The sequence below is a fragment of the Bacillus sp. 7705b genome, assembly GCF_002289525.1.
In the GTDB taxonomy this organism is placed as follows: domain Bacteria; phylum Bacillota; class Bacilli; order Bacillales; family Bacillaceae; genus Bacillus; species Bacillus halotolerans.
The window spans coordinates 65,699-85,929 of the sequence record NZ_NSDH01000014.1 but is presented as its reverse complement, the minus strand read 5'-3'; the positions used below and the strand labels follow the sequence as shown (position 1 = coordinate 85,929).

At 42.9% G+C, this 20,231-nt stretch carries 26 protein-coding genes and 2 pseudogenes; 22 read left to right on the top strand and 6 right to left on the bottom strand.

The window, feature by feature from the left end:
* Positions 1-2: 2 nt before the first annotated feature.
* From CJU60_RS04905 to CJU60_RS04895, 3 genes are all read left to right on the top strand, one after another.
* The gene (locus CJU60_RS04905) at positions 3-566 is read left to right on the top strand and encodes a YpmS family protein (RefSeq protein WP_024121781.1); all 564 of its coding nucleotides are present in this window, start codon (positions 3-5) and stop codon (positions 564-566) included.
* 11 nt (positions 567-577) lie between these two features.
* Positions 578-772: a protein YpmT gene (gene ypmT / locus CJU60_RS04900; RefSeq protein ID WP_044155479.1), complete on the top strand. Its 195-nt coding sequence runs from the start codon at positions 578-580 to the stop codon at positions 770-772.
* Between the two features lie 72 nt (positions 773-844).
* Positions 845-2,182, top strand: a complete 1,338-nt coding sequence (locus tag CJU60_RS04895) for an MATE family efflux transporter (protein ID WP_095713154.1) — start codon at positions 845-847, stop codon at positions 2,180-2,182.
* A gap of 47 nt (positions 2,183-2,229) precedes the next feature.
* On the opposite strand, the gene CJU60_RS04890 is transcribed toward CJU60_RS04895, so the two are convergent.
* On the bottom strand, positions 2,230-2,655 hold the full coding sequence (locus CJU60_RS04890) for a MarR family transcriptional regulator (RefSeq protein ID WP_024121778.1): 426 nt from the start codon (positions 2,653-2,655) through the stop codon (positions 2,230-2,232).
* A gap of 133 nt (positions 2,656-2,788) precedes the next feature.
* Here CJU60_RS04890 and msrA point away from each other — a divergent pair, with 133 nt between their 5' ends.
* Both msrA and msrB read left to right on the top strand, forming a co-directional pair.
* The gene (msrA, locus tag CJU60_RS04885; protein ID WP_024121777.1) at positions 2,789-3,322 is read left to right on the top strand and encodes a peptide-methionine (S)-S-oxide reductase MsrA; all 534 of its coding nucleotides are present in this window, start codon (positions 2,789-2,791) and stop codon (positions 3,320-3,322) included.
* Positions 3,323-3,757 carry a peptide-methionine (R)-S-oxide reductase MsrB gene (gene msrB, locus CJU60_RS04880; protein WP_024121776.1) on the top strand — a complete coding sequence of 145 codons (435 nt, stop codon included), beginning with the start codon at positions 3,323-3,325 and terminating at the stop codon, positions 3,755-3,757. It begins immediately after the preceding gene.
* 44 nt (positions 3,758-3,801) lie between these two features.
* On the opposite strand, the gene CJU60_RS04875 is transcribed toward msrB, so the two are convergent.
* A complete protein-coding gene (locus tag CJU60_RS04875; protein ID WP_095713131.1) occupies positions 3,802-4,827 on the bottom strand; it encodes an SDR family NAD(P)-dependent oxidoreductase in 1,026 nt (341 codons plus the stop codon).
* A gap of 355 nt (positions 4,828-5,182) precedes the next feature.
* On the opposite strand from CJU60_RS04875, the gene CJU60_RS04870 reads away from it, so the two are divergent.
* A complete protein-coding gene (locus tag CJU60_RS04870) occupies positions 5,183-6,331 on the top strand; it encodes a phytase (RefSeq protein ID WP_024121774.1) in 1,149 nt (382 codons plus the stop codon).
* A gap of 69 nt (positions 6,332-6,400) precedes the next feature.
* Here CJU60_RS04870 and CJU60_RS04865 read toward each other — a convergent pair whose 3' ends face one another.
* The gene (locus CJU60_RS04865) at positions 6,401-7,354 is read right to left on the bottom strand and encodes a spore maturation protein CgeB (RefSeq protein ID WP_024121773.1); all 954 of its coding nucleotides are present in this window, start codon (positions 7,352-7,354) and stop codon (positions 6,401-6,403) included.
* 6 nt (positions 7,355-7,360) lie between these two features.
* Positions 7,361-7,762, bottom strand: coding sequence for a spore crust protein CgeA (gene cgeA, locus CJU60_RS04860; RefSeq protein ID WP_024121772.1), 402 nt, complete (start codon positions 7,760-7,762; stop codon positions 7,361-7,363).
* 203 nt (positions 7,763-7,965) lie between these two features.
* Here cgeA and cgeC point away from each other — a divergent pair.
* From cgeC to CJU60_RS04790, 13 genes and pseudogenes are all read left to right on the top strand, one after another.
* Positions 7,966-8,246: pseudogene (cgeC, locus tag CJU60_RS04855) on the top strand (spore maturation protein CgeC).
* Between the two features lie 77 nt (positions 8,247-8,323).
* Positions 8,324-9,604, top strand: a complete 1,281-nt coding sequence (locus CJU60_RS04850; protein ID WP_095713130.1) for a spore maturation glycosyltransferase CgeD — start codon at positions 8,324-8,326, stop codon at positions 9,602-9,604.
* Between the two features lie 28 nt (positions 9,605-9,632).
* The gene (locus tag CJU60_RS04845) at positions 9,633-10,412 is read left to right on the top strand and encodes a spore maturation N-acetyltransferase CgeE (protein ID WP_095713129.1); all 780 of its coding nucleotides are present in this window, start codon (positions 9,633-9,635) and stop codon (positions 10,410-10,412) included.
* Positions 10,413-10,479: 67 nt separating this feature from the next.
* The gene (locus tag CJU60_RS04840) at positions 10,480-10,611 is read left to right on the top strand and encodes a YjcZ family sporulation protein (protein ID WP_373271217.1); all 132 of its coding nucleotides are present in this window, start codon (positions 10,480-10,482) and stop codon (positions 10,609-10,611) included.
* Between the two features lie 130 nt (positions 10,612-10,741).
* On the top strand, positions 10,742-12,064 hold the full coding sequence (locus tag CJU60_RS04835; protein WP_095713127.1) for an aspartate aminotransferase family protein: 1,323 nt from the start codon (positions 10,742-10,744) through the stop codon (positions 12,062-12,064).
* Between the two features lie 18 nt (positions 12,065-12,082).
* On the top strand, positions 12,083-12,772 hold the full coding sequence (locus tag CJU60_RS04830) for a CoA transferase subunit A (RefSeq protein ID WP_044155490.1): 690 nt from the start codon (positions 12,083-12,085) through the stop codon (positions 12,770-12,772).
* The gene (locus CJU60_RS04825) at positions 12,757-13,410 is read left to right on the top strand and encodes a 3-oxoacid CoA-transferase subunit B (RefSeq protein ID WP_024121766.1); all 654 of its coding nucleotides are present in this window, start codon (positions 12,757-12,759) and stop codon (positions 13,408-13,410) included. Before CJU60_RS04830 ends, CJU60_RS04825 begins: the two co-directional genes overlap by 16 nt.
* An 8-nt stretch (positions 13,411-13,418) precedes the next feature.
* Positions 13,419-14,729, top strand: a complete 1,311-nt coding sequence (locus CJU60_RS04820) for a peptidase (RefSeq protein ID WP_095713126.1) — start codon at positions 13,419-13,421, stop codon at positions 14,727-14,729.
* Entirely contained in the window at positions 14,707-15,534 is an 828-nt protein-coding gene (gene ablB / locus CJU60_RS04815; RefSeq protein ID WP_095713125.1) for a putative beta-lysine N-acetyltransferase, read from the top strand. Before CJU60_RS04820 ends, ablB begins: the two co-directional genes overlap by 23 nt.
* 32 nt (positions 15,535-15,566) lie before the next feature.
* Entirely contained in the window at positions 15,567-16,982 is a 1,416-nt protein-coding gene (gene kamA, locus CJU60_RS04810) for a lysine 2,3-aminomutase (protein ID WP_095713124.1), read from the top strand.
* The gene (locus tag CJU60_RS04805; RefSeq protein WP_095713123.1) at positions 16,979-17,257 is read left to right on the top strand and encodes a YokU family protein; all 279 of its coding nucleotides are present in this window, start codon (positions 16,979-16,981) and stop codon (positions 17,255-17,257) included. The genes kamA and CJU60_RS04805 overlap by 4 nt, the downstream gene beginning before the upstream one ends.
* A gap of 86 nt (positions 17,258-17,343) precedes the next feature.
* Positions 17,344-17,568: a YozE family protein gene (locus CJU60_RS04800; protein WP_010334616.1), complete on the top strand. Its 225-nt coding sequence runs from the start codon at positions 17,344-17,346 to the stop codon at positions 17,566-17,568.
* Between the two features lie 153 nt (positions 17,569-17,721).
* Positions 17,722-18,402, top strand: a complete 681-nt coding sequence (locus CJU60_RS04790; RefSeq protein ID WP_010334614.1) for a hypothetical protein — start codon at positions 17,722-17,724, stop codon at positions 18,400-18,402.
* Here CJU60_RS04790 and CJU60_RS04785 read toward each other — a convergent pair.
* Entirely contained in the window at positions 18,399-18,542 is a 144-nt protein-coding gene (locus tag CJU60_RS04785) for a hypothetical protein (RefSeq protein WP_095713121.1), read from the bottom strand. The two genes, CJU60_RS04790 and CJU60_RS04785, sit on opposite strands and share 4 nt — an antisense overlap.
* 120 nt (positions 18,543-18,662) lie before the next feature.
* Between CJU60_RS04785 and CJU60_RS04780 the strand changes: the two genes are divergently transcribed.
* The 3 genes and pseudogenes from CJU60_RS04780 to yodL all read left to right on the top strand — a co-directional run bounded on the left by CJU60_RS04780 (position 18,663) and on the right by yodL (position 19,903).
* Positions 18,663-18,839, top strand: coding sequence for a YozD family protein (locus tag CJU60_RS04780; protein WP_010334612.1), 177 nt, complete (start codon positions 18,663-18,665; stop codon positions 18,837-18,839).
* Positions 18,840-18,916: 77 nt separating this feature from the next.
* A pseudogene (locus CJU60_RS04775) lies at positions 18,917-19,529 on the top strand (phosphatase PAP2 family protein).
* Between the two features lie 59 nt (positions 19,530-19,588).
* Entirely contained in the window at positions 19,589-19,903 is a 315-nt protein-coding gene (yodL, locus tag CJU60_RS04770; protein ID WP_038954208.1) for a shape determination protein YodL, read from the top strand.
* A gap of 38 nt (positions 19,904-19,941) precedes the next feature.
* Here the strand turns inward: yodL and CJU60_RS04765 are convergent, their stop codons facing one another.
* Complete coding sequence (locus tag CJU60_RS04765; protein WP_024121758.1) at positions 19,942-20,067, bottom strand: hypothetical protein; 126 nt, start codon at positions 20,065-20,067, stop codon at positions 19,942-19,944.
* Positions 20,068-20,231: the final 164 nt, after the last annotated feature.

Sequence of the window (20,231 nt, the reverse complement as noted above, 5' to 3'; positions counted from 1 at the left end):
TCATGAATAACTGGAAACGACTGTTTTTTATATTGCTTGCCATCAATATTGTATTAGCAGTAGGATTTGTGACGCTGGTCATGCTGCCGGGCAAGCAAGCTGAGGTAGAGGATACCTCTAAAAGCGAGTACGGATTTCAAGTGACAAGCACAAAAGAATCCTTAGCTGCGTTTGTCAACTCATATTTAAACGAGAAAGCGTCAAATCAGCTTGATTACAAAGTGGGTATAGATGACGATGTCCATGTGGCAGGGAAAATCAAAGCATTTTCCACGTCAATTGACGCGTTTATCGCATTTGAGCCGACCGTGAAAAAGAATGGCGATGTCGAGCTGAATGTAACGAAATTTTCCTTAGGGAAATTGAGTATTCCTATTAGCTTTGTGTTAAATTATATGGACAGCTTCTATGAACTTCCATCCTTTGTGCATGTTCATCCCGGCGATAAAAGCATTGAGGTTCGTTTGTCTGAAATGCCATTAACGAACGGTATGTATGTCAAAGCAGATAAAATTAATTTAGAAAAAGATGAAATTGAGTTTTCCTATTACCATCCTAAACAATAGAGGTGACTGAAATGAAGCGGATTTACCAGTATTTCAGTTTGTTATCATTTACGTTTTCCCTTTACTTCGGCTGGCTGGCTTATCATCATCTGGCGGCTGAGGATATGGATCAAATGTACTTGAACATTTCGTACTGCGCATTGTTTTTGAGTGTGATGGTGTTTACATTTGGCATGAAAGACCGAAAAAAAACCGATAAATCATGAAAAAAAGAGACATGCTGCACCGTCTCTTTTTTCATGCGGCTGGACGAAAATATAAGAGAACAAGGAGAAGAAATGAAAGCATACGATTTTACGAAGGGAAACGTGCTGAGGCAGCTTATCCTGTTTTCGATGCCTATTATGCTGGGAAATGCTCTGCAGGTTTCTTTTCAATTCATAGACAGTTTATGGATCGGCAATTTGCTGGGGGCAAAAGCGCTTGGCGCGGCCGCGGTATCAAGCACGATAGTTTTAACCGTGCTGTCTTTTATTTTGGGACTTAATAATGCGACCTTAACCATTTTGTCTCAGCAAAAGGGAAAAGATGATGAGAAAGGAATGGCGTCTTATATAAATGCCTTTGTGGTTTTATTAACAGGCTTAAGCATCGGGTTCGGCGCAGCCGGTTTTTTCCTGTCAGAACCATTGCTGCGTCTTCTGCAAACGCCGGAGTCCATGATTCCGCTTGCCGAGATCTATTTGCAGATTCAATTTATCGGCATACTGTTTTTGTTTGGTTATAACTTTATCAGTACGGTTCTTCGGGCGCTAGGCGACAGCAAAACACCGCTGCGGTTCATCGCTTTTGCCGTTGTGCTGAATGCTGTGCTGGCACCGCTCTTTATTTCTGTTTTCCGCATGGGGATTGCGGGAGCGGCTTATTCAACTGTTTTGTCACAGGGCATTGCGTTTCTTTACGGTTTGTTTTATGTCATCAAACATCAGCTGGTTCCGTTTTCTATGCCAAGAGCACCTAAGTGGGAAGAGACTGCATTGATTCTAAAACTTGGTATTCCTGCCGGTCTGCAGATGATGGTGATTACAGGCGGAATGATGGCGATCATGAGCGTCGTCAACTCTTATGGAGAGCATGTGGTCTCTGGATTTGGCGCAGTGCAGCGGCTGGACAGCATCATCACACTTCCGGCTATGGCGGCCGGTACGGCGGTCAACAGCATGGCGGGACAAAATATCGGACTCGGAAACTATAAAAGAGTGGAATCGATTGCGAAGCTTGGTGTGATGTCTGTTTTTTCTTGCATGCTCGTAATTGCTATTATCATTTGGATATTCGGAAAATATTTAATGAGGTTATTTATTAGTGAGCCTGACGCGGTAGCGTTTGGTGAACAATATTTGCGGTGGATTGCGTTTTTCTATCCCTTTATCGGTATTAATTTTGTGCTGAACGGAATTGTCAGAGCTGCTGGGGCAATGATGCAGGTTTTGGTTTTAAATTTGATTTCTTTTTGGGTTTTGAGATATCCTTTCACGGCTCTGTTTTCAGCTTGGCTTGGACAGAAAGGGATCGGTCTCGGAATCGGTATGAGTTTCTTATTCAGCAGCTGTGCGGCGTTTTTGTACTACAGATACGGCCGCTGGAAAACGATGAAATTGTTTACTGAAAGATAAGAAAGACGCTGCGAAAAGCACATACCCTAAATGGGTATGTGCTTTTTTTACCGTTTTTTATCAAGTTTGCTGAAAAGCTCGATTAATGTGGCGAGTTCAGTATCCGTATAACAATCAAAGCGTTTAAAGAAATATTCAGTTTTTTTCTCATTGAAATGCTGAACGATTTTTTCACCTGCTTCAGTGATATGGATGCGGATGATCCGCCGATCTTCCTTCGATCTGATTCTCGTGATCCATTCTTTTTCTACCAGCGCGTCAGTCACTGCGGTAATATGGCTTGCCGATACTTCCAAAATGGGCGCAAATTCCGTCACTTTCTTAGGTCCCTGTTCACTTAGAATGCGCAAAATGGTAAATTCATTCCGCGAAAGCTCTTTATCTAGAATATCGTTGATTTCATTGCGTATTTGTTTAAAAACTTTACGGAGTAAAGTTTCCATATCATACATCATTTGTGTTCTTACTTTCAAATTTGTGAACCCCCATTACATAATTGCTAATACTCAAAACCTATAGATTTTTATTGAAAAGCAGAATCATTTTCATTCTATTTTTACATGCTATAATATAATAATACCACGTATTAACAAAGGAGGCACCAGTATGTCTGAAAAAAAAGAACTCGCCACATTTGCAGGCGGCTGTTTTTGGTGTATGGTCAAACCATTTGACGAACAGCCGGGAATTGAAAAAGTGGTGTCCGGGTATACAGGCGGCCATACTGAAAACCCTACGTATGAAGAAGTATGCAGCGAAACAACAGGGCATCGTGAAGCCGTACAAATCACGTTTGAGCCTGATGTATTCCCTTATGAAAAGCTGTTAGAGCTGTTCTGGCAGCAAATTGATCCGACAGATGCAGGCGGCCAGTTCGCTGATCGCGGCAGCTCTTACCGTGCAGCGATTTTTTATCATAATGAAAAACAAAAGGAGCTTGCCGAAGCATCAAAACAACGGCTGGCGGAAAGCGGCATTTTTAAAGATCCTATCGTGACAGATATTTTAAAGGCTGAACCATTCTATGAAGCAGAAGATTACCATCAGCATTTTTATAAAAAGAATCCAGGGCATTATCAGCGTTACCGGACAGGCTCCGGAAGATCTGGATTTATCAGTGAGCATTGGGGGGCGAAATAAATGACGCTAAATAAAGAAGAAAGAATAAAGTCATTAAACCGTATGCAATACGAGGTCACACAAAATAACGGAACGGAGCCGCCGTTTCAAAATGAGTATTGGGATCATAAGGAAGAAGGGCTTTATGTTGACATTGTGTCAGGAAAGCCTTTGTTTACTTCCAAGGATAAATTTGATTCCCACTGCGGCTGGCCAAGCTTTACAAAGCCGATTGAGGAAGAAGAAGTGGAAGAAAAACAGGATACGAGCCACGGAATGATTCGGACAGAAGTCAGAAGCCGAACAGCTGATTCCCATCTGGGACATGTATTTAATGACGGACCTGGACCTAGTGGACTTCGTTACTGCATTAATTCTGCGGCGCTGCGGTTTATTCCTAAGGATAAGCTCAAAGAAGAGGGATATGAAAGCTATCAGCACCTATTTGACAAATAAATGCAAGAAAAAACAAGCCTGCCTAATGGATAGACAGGCTTGTTTTATGCCTTTTTTTCTTTATGCAGGTCTTCAATAATTTGGGCAATTCTGTCTTTTGTAATAAGAGGAGCCTGATCAGACTGATATCCGGGCAAATTGACTTTGCGAAAATCAGGATGTTTTTCAGGTTCTGGGAGGATAGCATATAGGTTGCCCCATTCATATAGTGACTCTACTTCGTGGGGAGATGTCAATTCTTCGTGAAGCTTTTCACCTGGACGCTTGCCGACTTCTATTGCGGTCGGGCGCGGGAGACCGTGCTGCGCTGCGTATTCTTCAAATCCATGAATCAATTCCTCGAGTTTCAGTGATTCCATTTTAAAAATAAAAGTTTCTCCGCCTGTGGTTATAGCGGCTGATTGCAGTGTCAGTGTGGCCGCATCATTAATAGACATAAAAAATCTGGTCATGTTCTTGTCTGTGATGGTCAGCGGTTCACCTTCCATCATCTGTTCAAATAAAATAGGGATGACTGAACCTCTTGAGCCGAGAACATTTCCGAAACGGACGGAACAAAAAACAGTTCCTCTATTTTGAACGTGGCGGTTAGCTTGATGAAACAGCTTTTCAGATAACAGCTTAGTGGCACCCATTGTGTTTACAGGGGACACAGCTTTATCTGTACTGATATTGATGACATGCTGTACTCCATTGATTAGGGCGGCCTCCACCACATTCTGTCCGCCGATGAGATTGGTCTGGATCGCTTCAAACGGATTGTCTTCGCATGTCGGTACCTGTTTCAGCGCTGCTGCGTGAAAGACGATATCGACACCTGTCATCACCTGATTCACTCTCCGGTGGTCGCGCACATCTCCAAGTACAAATGAAAGCCGCTGATCCTCCGCATACTTTTGACTCATTACATACTGTTTACTGTCGTCTTTGCTGAATACAATGACCTTTTTTGGTGTAAGCAGCAAAAGGCGTTTGACAATTTGACTTCCGATTGAACCCGTTCCGCCAGTGACTAAAACTGTTTTGTTATGGAAAAATGGTTTTAGTTCTGCTGTTTGCTGTTTAGGCATGGCTTATCCTCCAACTCTCGTTTCTCTACCATGCATCATATGTTCAACATTTTAATCGAGTTAATGAAAGCAACCAATAAAACGAAATTTAGGGGAATGATGATGTCACAAAGTGTTCTTTTTTAATAGAAAATGAAGAGATTGGCTTAATCCAACTAAATAAACAGTGTACTAAATTTTCATATTATCTTTTTTCGCTCCATATAAACAGGTCCCATATGATCTTATCACGTCCATATAAAAAGCTTTCTTTTGAATCAGAAACACTACGAAAAAAAGGTTCGATTGTCTCACTATTCATCAACTACATATATTTTACAATAAGAAATGAAGGTTAAAATAAGGAGGCTGTAAAATGAAGTATCAAAAAACTATTCTGTTTAGTGCCGCTGCGGGTTTATTGCTTAGCCTATCTGCAAACTCGGTATCGGCTCATCAGGCTGATGAAGTGAATCATTTCAAAGTGACGGCAAAGGGAGAGACTGACCCGGTTGCTTCAGGAGATGACGCAGCGGATGATCCGTCCATTTGGGTTGATGCAAAGCATCCGGAAAAAAGCAAATTGATAACGACAAACAAGAAGTCCGGGTTAGTCGTGTATGATTTGGACGGCAAACAGATCAATTCTTACGAGTTTGGCAAGCTGAATAATGTCGATCTGCGTTATGATTTTCCGTTCAACGGCAAACAGATTGACATTGCCGCTGCTTCAAACCGGACAGAAGGAAAAAATTCGATCGAAGTTTACGCCATTGATGGGGAAAAAGGTGAATTGAAAAGCATCACAGACCCAAAACATCCTATTTCCACTGATATTTCTGAAGTTTACGGTTTCAGCCTGTATCACAGCCAAAAAACAGGGGCATTTTATGCGTTGGTAACGGGAAAGCAAGGAGAGTTCGAGCAATATGAAATTGCCGACAATGGAAAGGGATATGTAACAGGGAAAAAAGTGCGGCAATTCAAATTACATTCACAAACTGAAGGTCTCGTCGCAGATGACGAGTACGGGAATCTCTATATAGCGGAGGAAGACACAGCAATTTGGAAATTTAATGCTGAACCATCTGGAGGATCGCAGGGCAAAGTCATTGATCTTGCTTCTGGAAAGCATTTGACAGCTGATATTGAGGGCTTGACCATTTATTATGCGCCGGACGGAAAAGGTTATCTTATCGCCTCAAGCCAAGGCAATAACAGCTATGTGTTGTATGAAAGACAGGGAGGCAATCGGTATATTGCCAATTTTGAAATTACGGATGGCAGGAAAATAGACGGGACGAGTGATACTGACGGTATTGATGTTCTTGGTTTCGGGCTGGGGCCAAAATATCCGTACGGCATTTTTGTAGCACAGGACGGAGAAAATATAGAAAATGGACAAGCTGTCAATCAAAATTTCAAAATTGTATCATGGGAACAGATTTCTCAGCATCTAGGCGGAAAAGCTGACCTGAATAAACAGGTGAATCCAAGGAAGCTGAAGGACAGATCTGATGAATAAAGAAGCAGCCTATTTTCGGCTGTTTTTTTATGTGCACGAAAAAATCGTTCATATGAAATGAACGATTTTTCAAGAAAGCGCCAGATGAATGGCTTTCAGTTTTGCGGGAAGCTCATCAAATGTATGAGCAGGAACGGTCTCTTTGTAATTTAACGCCGCAGCTTTGTTTCGTTCCTCAGGATGATTGATATAGAAAGCGGCTTTTTCCTTAAAGTCGTTGATGCTGTGATAAGAAATAAAGGATGAAAAAGGATGTGCCGCGGGGAGATCCACTAGTTGAAATGCTTCGCATGCAGCGATATCAAAGGTGCGGTTATTAAAGCTTGTATTTTTAATGCGGCTTTTATTTTTGTTGAACGTAAAATGATACGGCCGATGCGGATTGATCACGATGTCTGCCCCGTTATAATAATGAACGGCCTGTTCAGGCGGAACCCATGTGCTGACTACATCTATATGCGGCTGTTTGAGTACTTTTTTAGGCAGGTACTTTCTCCATTCCTTTCCGATGACCCGAACGGTGTACGGGAGAAATGCCGCTTCTTTCACAAGCTGAACCCGATTAGGGTAAGGATAGCCGATGATAAGCAATTGTGAATGAAAGGAATGTTCGGTGTCCATTTTTTTAAACAGCCGATGATTAACAGGAATCGGAATATAATAGATATGCTGATAACCAAGCTCCTGATAATAGAGAGCAGCATTTTGGTCAATTGTTAAAACTGCGTCAGCGTGCTTTATCACCTGAAGACTGATATCAATATAAAATGGGTCTTCTGTCAGCCAAACATATACGGGAACACCCTTACCCTTTAACCAGGTCAGCCAGTCGTGAGGAACGTGAACTCCAACCATCATGAGTGCGAAATCCGGCTGAAACGTTTCAATGCGTGACAGCGATTCGGTGTCTGGTGTATCTGCAGACATGTATTCTGTCTGAGCGTGCCGAAAGCATTCTTCAGCCCAGCGGTCAAAATAACTGTATATTCCTCCATATCCCGACTGGATATACAAAACTTTCATCAGAGGTTATGAAAAGAATGTAACGCTTTCTACTTTATCTACATCAATCAATGTTGTCGCTTGACCTGGCGGAGTTACAGAGCTTTCCTGTGTGACAAATACGATGCCGTGGACTTGATCAAAAGCCACAAAGACAACCGGACCGATCATGTCACCGGAATCTGTCACAATGCTGATGGTAGTGCCAGGTGTAATTCTGGCAAAAATCCATCTTGCAGGAAGGGAAGGATCTAAAACAGATTCAGCAGTAACCGTTTCGCTTTCGTCAACTTTTTTATCAACAGCAGCTTCAAGTAATTCTTTAAGGTTATTATTCACGTTTTCTCCTCCTTCTGTTGCATTTGTAAATAAAGGGCTTAAAAGGCTTTTAATAATATCCTTTTTTAACTGCGCATTTTCACTGCTCAACACATACACCTCCTATTAATTATTGAACTCACGTTTAATCATATTCTTCTGATTGGCAATTGGTATGAGTCGAACGCCGTACCTGAGCTATTTTTCATATATTTAAGGAAAATGCTGATTTTCTTCTATGGATGGACATTGCCTATACCGCAATTGACAGCATGTTCATATTGTGAAACAGAGGGTAAGGGAGCGAGGGAAGTTTGGATTTAGAAAACAAAGTGAACCAAGAAGAAAATGACGACGAATTGCATTTTATTCTGTTTTTATTCATTCTGCTTATACGTCAAACAGCTTCAGACGGAAATCAATCTGGTCTCAAACGCCAGCTCGTAGTTGCCAAGAGCTTGGTGTCCGATTTCAAGAGTCAATCTGATCAATGGAGATACGCTTCAAAATGTTATCGTAAAAATCCCTGGCTGATTTGGTTATTTTTCAGAACCCGCTAAATCAAACGGGATCAAATGTTGCTATTGTAAGTTGAGGTGCTTTTTACATGTTGACAGAGGCTCTGCTTGCTGCGGAGCCGTTTTCATGTGTGACAATAGGAGGCTTGCAGAGATGGGGGACAAAGTTTCCATTATTTTAACGAGTTATAACAAACCTGATTATCTGCAAATGGCGATTGAGAGTGTCATCAATCAAACTCATAGCAATTGGGAGCTTTTTGTCATGGATGACCATTCAAATGAGAAAACGATTGCGGTGATTCACAAGTACCTTCATGACCAGCGCATTCGTTATAAAAACAGCTTCGTCCATCCTCAAAATCGATTAAAAACAACCCGTTATGCCACATTAATTAATAACGCTCTTCCATTTGCCGCCGGCGACTACATTTCTTATCTTACTGATGATACAGTTTATCATCCTGATCGGCTGAGCCGTATGGTGCAGACATTTTTGTGTCATCCTGAAGCACAGGCAGTCTATTCAAAACAAAAAGTTGTTCATGTAAACGAAAGAGGAGAGGAAATTTCCCATTTTTACAGAGATGCCAATGCAGTGCTTGATCAAGCCGCTTTTCAAGTCGATCATTGCTCTGTTATGCATCGCCGTTCGTTGCTTGATCGGATCAAAGATAAATATGGAAGCTATTGGGACGATGATATGATGCATTGGAATCACGGCGACTCAATTTTTTGGATTAGAGTAAACACATTTGCCCCGTTCCTGCCGATAAATGAAGTATTAGATACAACGTATAAGACCCCGAATTCCTTTCAAAACGCTTATCAGTTTCTGCCCGCCGATTTGATTGACGGCACGTTTGTAAAAGGATCTGATCAACATGTGTATTTTCTTGATCAAGGTGTGCGGCATCCTGTGGGGGAGAGATGGAGTTCAGTGTATCTGGATCGGACTGTTGTTATCCCCGATCCGTATTTATTTCAATATCATACGGGAAAATGTTTAAACATTCCGAATTATGTTTTGGTAAAAGAAGCTGACCAGCCTGCAGTATTTTACATTGACGCCGGTAAAAAAAGACGGATAGAAAGTCAGCATGCTTTTCAATTTTATCAATTTAAAAGAAAAGATATTTTGACGATTGAAAAAGAAATGCTCGAGGATCTGCAGGAAGGGCCGCCTATCACGCGGGACAGATCTGGGGTGATCGCAAATCCGCCTGGACGAAGGCTGTTTTTTATAGAACGCGAGCGGTTTCTATTTCTAAACGGTGTTTTTCATCCAATCAGCGAGCAAGTGGTGAGAAAATTCTTTTTGCAGCAGAAACCAATACCCGCTTCTTTCCGGAATATTCAGCAATTTCCAATTGGAAAGCCGTTTTATCCGGTGTACGATGAGATTATAAAGAAATTAAATATTGCAATCGAGTAAATGTATAGGTCATAAAAAGGAGACATTCATGACAGGACATTATTCAAAAACGGAGCATCAATATCTATCGTTAACGTCTGAATCGAAGTTGTTTGGTCATTACAGTGTATATAAAGATTCCAAGCTGCCGCAAATTTTTTCTCATAATTTTGTACAGCTTCATGATACATTTCCATTGGAGCGTATACCTGATTTTTTGCCGTCCGTACCGAAGCTGCTTAATGCGAATTATATCCATTTAAAAGCGTCTCCTCAGCATGCTTTTCCGCTCGTTTTGAAGCAGTCGCTTGTGAAAAGCGGTTTTGTGGTTGAAGATGAGCTGTTATACTGCATGAAGCTTGAAGACTGGAAGGGACAGACGGGACATCCTTTCACGGCATGGGGGACGGCAAAGAGTCTTAGTGACGGATCTTCTATCATGAAAATTTATGACTCGCTTTATATAGGAGAGGCAACCGCAGAACAAAAATTAGTGAGAAAATATCCTTTTTACAAAGCAGGTACGATTTTGCTTGTCGTTTGTTACAGCGATTCATCACAGAACATTCCGATTGGCTGCGGGGAACTTTTTATTGATTCGCAAGAGAAAACGGCTAAAATTGAAGAGGTGGCGATTTTGGATCAGTTTCAAAGAAGGGGCTTCGGCAGTATTCTTGTGGGTGAGATGCTGTCTATTGCCAAATCTTTAGGAATGGACGATGCTTATTTAGTGGCCTCAAATTCTGATGGCGTTACTCATTTTTATGAAAAGCTCAAATTTAAAAAATTTGAGCGGGTGCACACTGTTTTTCATTATTTCCTTACATAGATGGGCATTTGCACAAACCGTTTGGGACTTGGCCCGCATACAATGCCGTATATCGTGATAAGAAAGGATGAAAAACAATATGCATGGATATTGTCATGGATACGGTTACGGAGGATTTGGCTGCGGGACAAATACATTTGTATTGATTGTTGTCTTGTTCATTTTACTAATTATCGTCGGAGCCGCTTTTATTTGCTAGATGAAATAACACAAGAGCCTTTCGAAGTTCGGAAGGGCTCTTTTTTTGTGCGAAAAAAGATTTTATAGGGAGCGTCATGCCGCTATTTGGACACTCATACAATGTAGAAAAGGGATTTTTGAGGTGGAGCATGAGCAGTTATTTAATTAAGCCAGAACTTAATGCGGAATATCCGATTGTCAGTCATGCAAAGGGCACATATGTGTATGATCAGAACGGAAAAAAATATCTTGATGGCTCATCTGGTGCGGTGACATGCAATATCGGCCATGGGGTTGATGAAGTAACTGAGCAGCTGAAAGAACAGCTTGATAAGGTGTCTTTTGCTTACCGCTCGCAGTTTACGAGTGAGCCGGCCGAGCAATTAGCTGCTTTACTGGCCGAGCAGCTGCCGGGAGACTTGAATTGGTCTTTTTTTGTCAATAGCGGATCAGAGGCTATAGAAACGGCAATGAAAATCGCCATTCAATATTGGCAGGAAAAAAAGCAGACAGAAAAATCCATCTTTCTCTCACGATGGAGCAGTTACCACGGAATAACTTTGGGAGCGCTTTCATTGTCGGGATTTTATGAACGCAGGTACCGGTTCACCCATTTGCTAGAGCGTTATCCCGCTCTCTCAGCCCCGCATATATATCGGCTGAATCAAGAGGCAAAAAAAGATTTTGTTCAAACGGCTGCGGAGGAGCTGGAAACCGCTATAAAAAGAATCGGAAGTCAGTTTATTGCTGGCTTTGTGGCAGAACCTATTATTGGAGCCGCGGGAGCAGCAATCACTCCACCTTCTGGATATTATGAGAGATTGCAAGAGGTGTGCCGCTCACACGGCGTGCTGTTTATTGCGGATGAAGTGATGACCGGGCTTGGGAGAACTGGAAGGATGCTTGCGACAGAGCATTGGCATACCGTTCCTGATATCGCTGTGCTTGGAAAGGGACTCGGTGCCGGCTACGCGCCTATTGCAGCTGCAGTTGTGTCTGATACGGTTCTCCAAACGATAAAACAAGGATCAGGTATTATTATGAGCGGTCACACATACAGTGCTCATCCCTTTTCAGCCAAAGCCGCTCTCGAGGTTTTGCGTTATGTTATCAGACACGGCTTGATCAAACAGTCTGAAGAAAAGGGCTTCAAGCTGAAAAAGAAACTTGAAGAGATGATGCACCGAAGCGGCATCATTGGGGATGTCCGAGGCAAAGGGCTGCTGTTAGGCGTTGAATTTGTGGCTGATAAAAAGACAAAGCGAGTGTTTCCGCAAGATCGGTCGATGACCCAGCGTATCATCAGCGAAGCAAAAAAACGCGGGCTCATTGTCTATCCTTCCAAGGCTGGAATCGACAGCGGGGAAGGAGATGCCGTAATCATCGCTCCTCCATTCACAATCTCAGACGGAGAGATGGAAGAGCTTATATCAACTTTTTCGGAAACAGTTGCAGAAGTTGAAAAAAACTGAAAAGGGACTGAAATCAATATGGCACCATTTCAAAAAACGATCAGCATTGAATCGGCAATTGCAGATGTGCGTGATGGGTCGGTCCTTATGTTTGGCGGCTTCGGAGGAGTCGGCTCTCCTCCTTCTTTGATTGAAGCCATATTGGACAGCGGTGTGAAAGAATTAACTGTCATTTGCAATGATGCCGGATTCCCGGAGATTGGGATTGGACCGCTTATTGTCAATAAAAGAGTCAAGACACTGATTGCATCGCATATCGGTTCAAATCCTGTAGCCGGAAAACAGATGACAGACGGCACATTAGAGGTTCGATTTTCGCCTCAGGGCACGCTCGCAGAACGGATTCGCGCCGGCGGATCCGGCCTTGGCGGCATTTTGACCGATATCGGCATTGATAATCAAATGGTTTGTGAGAAAAAAGAGATTGTGTCTGTAGCGGGGAAACAATACTTGGTTGAAGAAGCGCTGACGGCTGATTTTGCCTTCATCAATGCCTGCATTGCAGATGAATTCGGCAATTTAACGTATGACAAAACAGCGCGCAACATGAATCCGCTTATGGCAATGGCCGCCAAAAGAACCTTTGCCGAGGCTGAGACGATTGTGCCGATGGGTGATATTGCAGAAGAAATGATTGTAACGCCTGGGGTTTTTGTTGAGGGGGTTGTGAGAAGCGAAGGGGTGAGGTGGAAATGGGCTTGGGAGTAACAGAAAGAGAGCAGATCGCCAGACGGGCTGCTTCTGAAATCAAACCAGGCATGATGGTGAATCTCGGTATCGGCATCCCTTCCTTGGTGCCGAACTTTTTGCCGCCTGACATGCAGGTTATGCTGCAGGCGGAAAACGGCGTACTCGGGATTGGCGAAAGTCCTGAAAAAGGGAATGAGGATGAAAATTTATGCAACGCCGCGGGATTCCCTGTCCGTGCTGTAAAGGGGGCATCTTATTTTGATACAACGATGTCTTTTGCCATGATCAGAAGAGGCATGATTGACATTACGATTTTAGGCGCTTTGCAGGTAAGCCAGTCGGGAGACCTTGCGAATTGGCTTGTACCCGGAAAAAAGGTGCCAGGCATGGGCGGTGCGATGGAGCTCGCCCAAAAAGCGAAAAAAGTGGTTGTCGTCATGAGCCATACCGATCAAAAAGGGAGGCCTAAATTAACAGAAGCCTGCACCCTTCCGTTAACAGCAGCAGGCTGTGTAGATATGATCATTACTGAAAAAGCAGTTCTTGCAGTTGGCCGGCATCATTTTATTTTAAAAGAACTGATGAATGGCTCAACAATTGACGAGGTGATCGGGCTGACCGACGCTGAAATAATGGTAGATATGCCTTTTTCTTAAAAGGGGGAGTGATGATGCAGGACATTGAAAGAAAAGTAATCGAATGGCTTGATCAGCATTCAGCCAAAGCCATTCGTCTTTTGAAAAGGCTGGTTGGAGAAAAAAGCACACTTGGCAAGGAATTTAACGCCCAGGCAGTAGTTCTTGAAAAGCTTAGGCAATTTCATATGGACATTGATGTGTGGGAGCCGAGCCTAAAACAATTAAAACAGCATCCTTATTTTATATCAGACCGTTCGGATTTTCATGAGAGCCCGAACATTGTCGCTAAAAAAACGGGAGAGGGCGGAGGACGATCTCTGATTTTAAACGGGCATATCGATGTTGTGCCAGAAGGAAATTTGAAGGAATGGAAGTATGAACCGTTTCAAGCTGCCGAAGTAAATGGTAAAATTTACGGCCGCGGCTCCACTGATATGAAGGGAGGCAATACAGCCCTTCTATTTGCATTAGAAGCTCTGCACGCCTGCGATGTCAAACTGAAAGGTGATGTATTGTTTCAAAGTGTTATAGATGAAGAGTGCGGCGGCGCCGGAACACTTTCTGCCATTATGAGAGGCTACCGTGCGGACGGGGCGCTAATTCCGGAGCCGACCAATATGAAGCTTTTTATTAAACAGCAGGGCTCGATGTGGTTTCGGATCACGGTTAAAGGATTAGCGGCACACGGAGGCACACGGTATGAAGGTGTCAGCGCCATTGAAAAAAGCATGCATGTCATTACAGCCATTCAAGAGCTTGAAAAAGTCCGCAATGCAAGAATTTCTGACCCGCTTTATAATCATATCCCAATCCCCGTTCCAATCAATATTGGCACCATCTCAGGCGGAACATGGCCGTCCTCGGTAGCAGACCGCGTCGTCATAGAAGGAAGGTGCGGAATTGCTCCTCATGAAAAGCCTGAAGCCGTGAAAATGGAATTGGAAAACTGGCTGAAAGATTTACAATACCATGATGAATGGTTTAAACGCCATCCAATTCAAGTGGAATGGTTCGGGGCTCAATGGCTGCCGAATGATTTGCCTGATGGCCATCCTTTACTATCAGTTTTGCAATCAGCCTATCAAAAAATAAAACAAACAGAGCCGATCATCGAAGCGTCGCCTTGGGGGACAGACGGCGGCCTTTTGTATCATGCGGGAGATACTCCTGTTATCGTTTTTGGACCGGGAGAGACGAAAACGGCACATCAGGCAAACGAGTATATTGAGGTTGAAGCCATGTTAGAATCAGCTAAAATTATTGCTCTTTTTGTGATGGATTGGTGCGGGCTTCATACAGACGGGGAGGATGCTGATGATCAAAACGGTAAAGAATAGCGGTGTTACGGCTGTCATAGACAATGACCGCTTTAATAAACGAATTAGAGTCATTCGTTATGAAGGCGCTATTCAGGAAGCCTTGTCTGATATTATGACAGCGGCTGAAGAGGAGGGTGCCGAAAAAATTATTGTGTACACTAAACAGCATGACGAGGCAGAGCTGGCTAAACAATTGTTTACGCCGGAGGGCTTTCTCGAAGGCTACTATCTCGGCCATCGCGCTGCCGTTATGGTCCGTTATCTCACAGAAAAACGAAGACAAACAGATACCTATTTATCCGAGCAGGAAATGATAGAGCTATTATATAAAATGAAGCCTCAGTCACAAATCGAAGACAGGTCTCCTTTTACAATGAGAAAAGCAGAAACAAACGACATGTATCAGTTATCTATGCTGTATAAAAAAGTATTCCGCACGTATCCGACTCCTGTGTTTGATCCCGCCTATATTGAAAAGACGATGAATGAGCATACGCTTTATTATGTCATGCTTGAAGATGACCGTCTGATTAGCGCGGCGAGCGCAGATATCAATCCTGAGCTGGGGCATGCCGAAATGACGGACTGTGCCGTGCTTCCCGATTATCGGGGCCGTTCGCTGACAAGTATTTTAATAGATGCATTAGAAAAAGAAATGAGAGAGCAAGATATCTTTCAAGTATTTTCACTCGCCCGCGCTGCATCTTTTGGCATGAATGCTGTCCTGTATCATTCCGGGTATCAGTATGGCGGAAGGCTGATCAATAATTGTTATATAGGAGAAGGGCTCGAAAATATGAATATCTGGTGCAAGCGCCTGTAAGTCAAAAAGAAATGCACGAGGAGGAATTTCATTTGACAAACAAATGGTATAAACCGAAACGGCATTGGAAGGAGATAGAGTTATGGAAGGATGTTCCGGAAGAAAAATGGAATGATTGGCTGTGGCAGCTGACCCATACTGTAAGAACATTAGATGACTTGAAAAAAGTGATTAACCTGACCGAAGAAGAAGAGGAAGGCGTCAGAATTTCTACTAAAACGATCCCCTTAAATATCACACCCTATTATGCTTCCTTAATGGATCCCGACAACCCCAGATGTCCGATACGGATGCAGTCTGTGCCGCTCTCTGAAGAGATGCACAAAACAAAATACGACCTGGAAGACCCGCTTCATGAGGATGAAGACTCTCCGGTACCCGGTCTGACACACCGTTATCCCGACCGAGTCCTGTTCCTTGTCACGAACCAATGCTCCATGTACTGCCGCTACTGCACAAGGAGGCGTTTTTCCGGTCAAATCGGAATGGGTGTCCCTAAAAAGCAGCTTGATGCCGCGATCGCCTACATTCGGGAGACACCCGAGATCCGGGACTGCCTGATTTCAGGCGGGGACGGGTTGCTGATCAATGATCAAATTTTAGAATACATTTTAAAAGAGCTGCGCAGTATACCCCATCTGGAAATTATCAGAATCGGCACAAGAGCGCCTGTCGTTTTCCCTCAGAGAATCACCGATCAACTGTGCGATATTTTAAAGAAATATCATCCGGTCTGGCTGAACACCCATTTCAACACAAGCATCGAAATGACGGAGGAATCCGTTGAGGCTTGCGAAAAGCTGGTGAACGCAGGTGTGCCGGTCGGAAATCAGGCCGTCGTGCTAGCAGGCATTAATGATTCGGTAACAATTATGAAAAAGCTTATGCATGACTTGGTGAAAATCAGAGTCCGTCCCTATTATATATACCAATGTGATCTCTCAGAAGGCATCGGACATTTCAGAGCTCCGGTTTCAAAAGGGCTGGAGATTATTGAAGGGCTGCGAGGCCATACTTCAGGCTACGCGGTACCAACCTTTGTCGTTGACGCACCAGGCGGTGGCGGGAAGATCGCACTGCAGCCAAATTATGTTTTATCGCAAAGTCCTGACAAAATCATCTTGAGAAATTTTGAAGGAGTCATTACCTCTTATCCGGAACCTGAACATTATATCCCTAACCAGGCTGACGCCTATTTTGAGTCTGTTTTTCCTGAAGCTGTCGACAAAAAAGAGCCAATTGGACTGAGTGCCATCCTTGCCGACAAAGAGATTTCTTTCACACCGGAAAACGTGGCCAGAATCAAAAGGAGAGAAGCATATACAGCGAAGCCAGGGCATGAAACTTTAAAGGACCGGCGGGAGAAAAGAGACCAGCTAAAGGAAAAGAAATTTTTAGCCCAGCAGAAAAAAGAAAAAGAGGCAGAAAGCGGGGGGAATTCTTCATGAAAACATGCGAATGGTGCGGTGTGCCTGAGGCGCAGCCTGGCACGAACACGGTTTATTGGGAGCTTCCTGACGGCACACGAGCCATAGAGCTGACAAACATCCCCGCGATGATTTGCTCTTCTTGCGGAATGGCCTACCAAGAGGATTCGACGATAAAGGATATTGAGGATCAGCTGTTTTTAATCAACACAAAAAAACTCCCTGAAAGTCTGACGTATCAACAGCTCATGGAAACGGAAAGGATATTAAAACGCAACTATTTTGATTTTTCCTGAATGATGTTTCGTTATTCTTTTGTTGTAATTTTACACTTGCACTGTATAATAGAACAACAAAAGACAGACACCAGGAGGGGAAACCCATGAAATCCTTTTATCACTATTTATTGAAATACAGACATCCTAAGCCGCAGGACAGCATCAGCGAGTTTGCCAATCAGGCGTATGAGGATCACAGCTTCCCGAAAACATCAACCGATTATCACGAAATCAGTTCATATTTGGAGCTGAATGTTGATTATCTGGACACGATGGCTACGTTTGATGAAGCTTGGGAAAAATACGAGGCCGAGGTGCACGGCAAATAACCACATGTTTAAATCCGCAGATTTGCTGCGGATTTTTTTGTGCGCATACACATACCATAATTGGATACTTCCAATGGTTTTCATGCCCATGCGAATTGGTGTAACCCAGCATACGATAGCGTATGAGAAATGTTGCGGCGAGGGGGAGACACCGTGAAGCAAAATAAACCGAAATTCCAAGTAGGGGATATCGTAGTCGTCATTATGTATGGGACAGTCGGCACAATCACAAAAGTGCACCAAATCGATAAGCACTATCTTTATGAAGTAAACCACAATGAAGTCTTATATTTTGAATCGTCCATTCAATTATATAAAGATTATGAAGGCGTCATTGTCGATATGGAAAAACTTGATATTGAATATGAATTCCTCATTGGAGATGTCGTTTATGTAAAAGATTATGGAAAAGAACTCTTTCGCATTATCGGCCACAGAACAGAAATTTGGAGATATTTAGAAGATGGCTGGGAAGATATTATTTATGAGCTGACTCGTTTAAAGGATGGAGAGTGGCTTGAAACGGAGGAAGAGGATCTCACGCTGGTACTCAGAAAGTATGAAATGGACCAGTTTGTGCATCAGCTTTTGTTTGTCCACTATGTCGGAGAAACTGCCCATGAGATCGGCGAAGATATTGTACCGTCTGCTCTTCTTCAGTTTGAAGGCGAAGATGAAGATCAAGATACCCTGCGCATCCTGGCTGTATCAATTGTTGATGAGCTTTTGGATATTTACAACGATTACAAAATTCTGTACGAAATGTTTAAAGATGAAGAATATAAAGATATGATGATGTTTGTGCTGGAAAGTTTAAAAGAACACTTCAGTTAGTTTGTGAACAAGCGGATGACCACATATAAAAAGTAAGGCAGACAGCCCCAAATCATGACATGCGTCATACCTTTGAGCGTTTTTTCCATTATGATATCAAATCTTTCTCCGTCCAGTGCTTCCATCATTTTAGCAATCATTTGTCAGCCTCCTATGGCTTGTTTTTTTATTCAATGTATATGAATGAAAGAATTGTTTAGAACACCGGGTATAATTCATCCCGTTTTTTCATAAAACATAAAAAAGGAGGCGGTACGGTTATGAAAGAAATAGATCTTGTGATTGACACGGAAGAAATCGCTGAATTTTTTTACAGAGAGCTTGCAAGACGGGGCTACATACCGAGTGAAGATGAGCTGTTTGAAATCGCCGATATTACCTTTGATTATCTGATAGAAAAATGTATGATAGATGAAGAGCTGGATGAAGATTGTTAAGGCTTGAAACCGGAGCGGCCAGCTCCGGTTTTTTATTCGGCTGATATGAATTTTTGAGAAATAAAGGAGGGAAAATCTTGTACAAGCCAGTCAGTCTGTTTCTTCTCTTTCTTTTTTTAGCCGCGGTTATTCATACATCTGCTGTTCAATCAGCAGATGAAATGATCAGTAAGGTAGCCGCAGCTATCCGTCAGCCTTGGCTGAACGATGTGATGATTTGGGTGACACATCTTGGTGCTACTTCCTTTTTACTGCCACTTATCGTAGTCATTGGGGCAGGGCTGTTTTTTTACAAGAGAACCTTGGACGGTCTTTTGATGCTCTTCATATTCGGTGCGGATCGTCTGTTAAACAAAATATTAAAAGAGTGGATCGAACGGGCAAGGCCGGATTTTGAACCGCTCGTTCATGAGTCGTCCTTCAGCTTTCCGAGCGGCCACTCCATGAACGCTGCTTGTGTTTATCCTGTAATCGCCTACTTTTTAGTGAAACACATCCCGTTTTTGTCAAAGCATAAAAAAGCGGTATACATAATTGCCGGTACTGTCGTTATTTTGGTTGGTGCCAGCAGAGTCTACCTCGGCGTGCACTTTTTAACTGACGTTTTAGGAGGCTTCAGTCTCGGCCTGCTGCTGTTTTTCCTCGTAAAAAGGTTTTGACGAAAAGTTTCATTCGTTTCGACAAAAGTAGAGAGAGGAAAAAGAGGGCGAAACGCCAATATGTTATAGAAATAAAAGGGAGGGATCTTGATGATGTTATCCGTGTTTAAAAAGAAGTCTTGTTTTTACGATGTGACAATATTTCAAACACCCCGGTTTGGTGAAAAAAAAGGCTACAGAGCCGTCTATCGAACTGAACTGAACGGGAGCAATCATCAAGACGTGCTAAAAAGAGCATTCTCTTTGTTTAATGTATTCGATACTGTTCCAAGTGATTATGATGCGAGATTTATGGCCACAGGGGATGTGATTTTGATTGATGAAGGCAGAAAAGGGAAAACATATTATAAACTGCTTCCCGCCGGATGGAGGAAAATCAATCGTCTGATTGTGCAAACAACATAGCGAAAGAAAACTGCGGATATCCGCAGTTTTCTGTTTTTTTAAGGTTTTCGTTTGGCCGCGGAATGCTCTTTTTCGTGCGCCTCTTCAGCCGCGATAACGTCTTTAGCAGGTATGTGGTTGTTCTTTTTTTGTCCGGTTATTCGGTTACGCTGTTTTTTACCCATGTTTCATCCCTCCTTTTGCCGTTAGGTTCTCATATAAGCGGCTCAATTATCCCGATTTTCTCTAATGGCGCCTAAAAATACCTCGGATCATTTTCTTTTTTCGGAACATTCCTTTATAATCAATGCTGAAGTTTGTCTCATCATGACATCCGTTGTAAAATGAA

Coding starts and splice junctions, on each gene's coding strand:
- CJU60_RS04845 (WP_095713129.1), top strand. CDS start 9,633: ATGACAGGACATTATTCAAAAACGGAGCATCAATATCTATCGTTAACG.
- ypmT (WP_044155479.1), top strand. CDS start 578: ATGAAGCGGATTTACCAGTATTTCAGTTTGTTATCATTTACGTTTTCC.
- CJU60_RS04870 (WP_024121774.1), top strand. CDS start 5,183: ATGAAGTATCAAAAAACTATTCTGTTTAGTGCCGCTGCGGGTTTATTG.
- CJU60_RS04800 (WP_010334616.1), top strand. CDS start 17,344: ATGAAATCCTTTTATCACTATTTATTGAAATACAGACATCCTAAGCCG.
- ablB (WP_095713125.1), top strand. CDS start 14,707: ATGATCAAAACGGTAAAGAATAGCGGTGTTACGGCTGTCATAGACAAT.
- CJU60_RS04830 (WP_044155490.1), top strand. CDS start 12,083: ATGGCACCATTTCAAAAAACGATCAGCATTGAATCGGCAATTGCAGAT.
- CJU60_RS04805 (WP_095713123.1), top strand. CDS start 16,979: ATGAAAACATGCGAATGGTGCGGTGTGCCTGAGGCGCAGCCTGGCACG.
- CJU60_RS04780 (WP_010334612.1), top strand. CDS start 18,663: ATGAAAGAAATAGATCTTGTGATTGACACGGAAGAAATCGCTGAATTT.
- CJU60_RS04895 (WP_095713154.1), top strand. CDS start 845: ATGAAAGCATACGATTTTACGAAGGGAAACGTGCTGAGGCAGCTTATC.
- msrB (WP_024121776.1), top strand. CDS start 3,323: ATGACGCTAAATAAAGAAGAAAGAATAAAGTCATTAAACCGTATGCAA.
- CJU60_RS04875 (WP_095713131.1), bottom strand. CDS start 4,827: ATGCCTAAACAGCAAACAGCAGAACTAAAACCATTTTTCCATAACAAA.
- CJU60_RS04825 (WP_024121766.1), top strand. CDS start 12,757: ATGGGCTTGGGAGTAACAGAAAGAGAGCAGATCGCCAGACGGGCTGCT.
- msrA (WP_024121777.1), top strand. CDS start 2,789: ATGTCTGAAAAAAAAGAACTCGCCACATTTGCAGGCGGCTGTTTTTGG.
- CJU60_RS04835 (WP_095713127.1), top strand. CDS start 10,742: ATGAGCAGTTATTTAATTAAGCCAGAACTTAATGCGGAATATCCGATT.
- CJU60_RS04865 (WP_024121773.1), bottom strand. CDS start 7,354: ATGAAAGTTTTGTATATCCAGTCGGGATATGGAGGAATATACAGTTAT.
- CJU60_RS04850 (WP_095713130.1), top strand. CDS start 8,324: ATGGGGGACAAAGTTTCCATTATTTTAACGAGTTATAACAAACCTGAT.
- CJU60_RS04785 (WP_095713121.1), bottom strand. CDS start 18,542: ATGATTGCTAAAATGATGGAAGCACTGGACGGAGAAAGATTTGATATC.
- CJU60_RS04765 (WP_024121758.1), bottom strand. CDS start 20,067: ATGGGTAAAAAACAGCGTAACCGAATAACCGGACAAAAAAAGAACAAC.
- yodL (WP_038954208.1), top strand. CDS start 19,589: ATGATGTTATCCGTGTTTAAAAAGAAGTCTTGTTTTTACGATGTGACA.
- CJU60_RS04840 (WP_373271217.1), top strand. CDS start 10,480: ATGAAAAACAATATGCATGGATATTGTCATGGATACGGTTACGGAGGA.
- CJU60_RS04905 (WP_024121781.1), top strand. CDS start 3: ATGAATAACTGGAAACGACTGTTTTTTATATTGCTTGCCATCAATATT.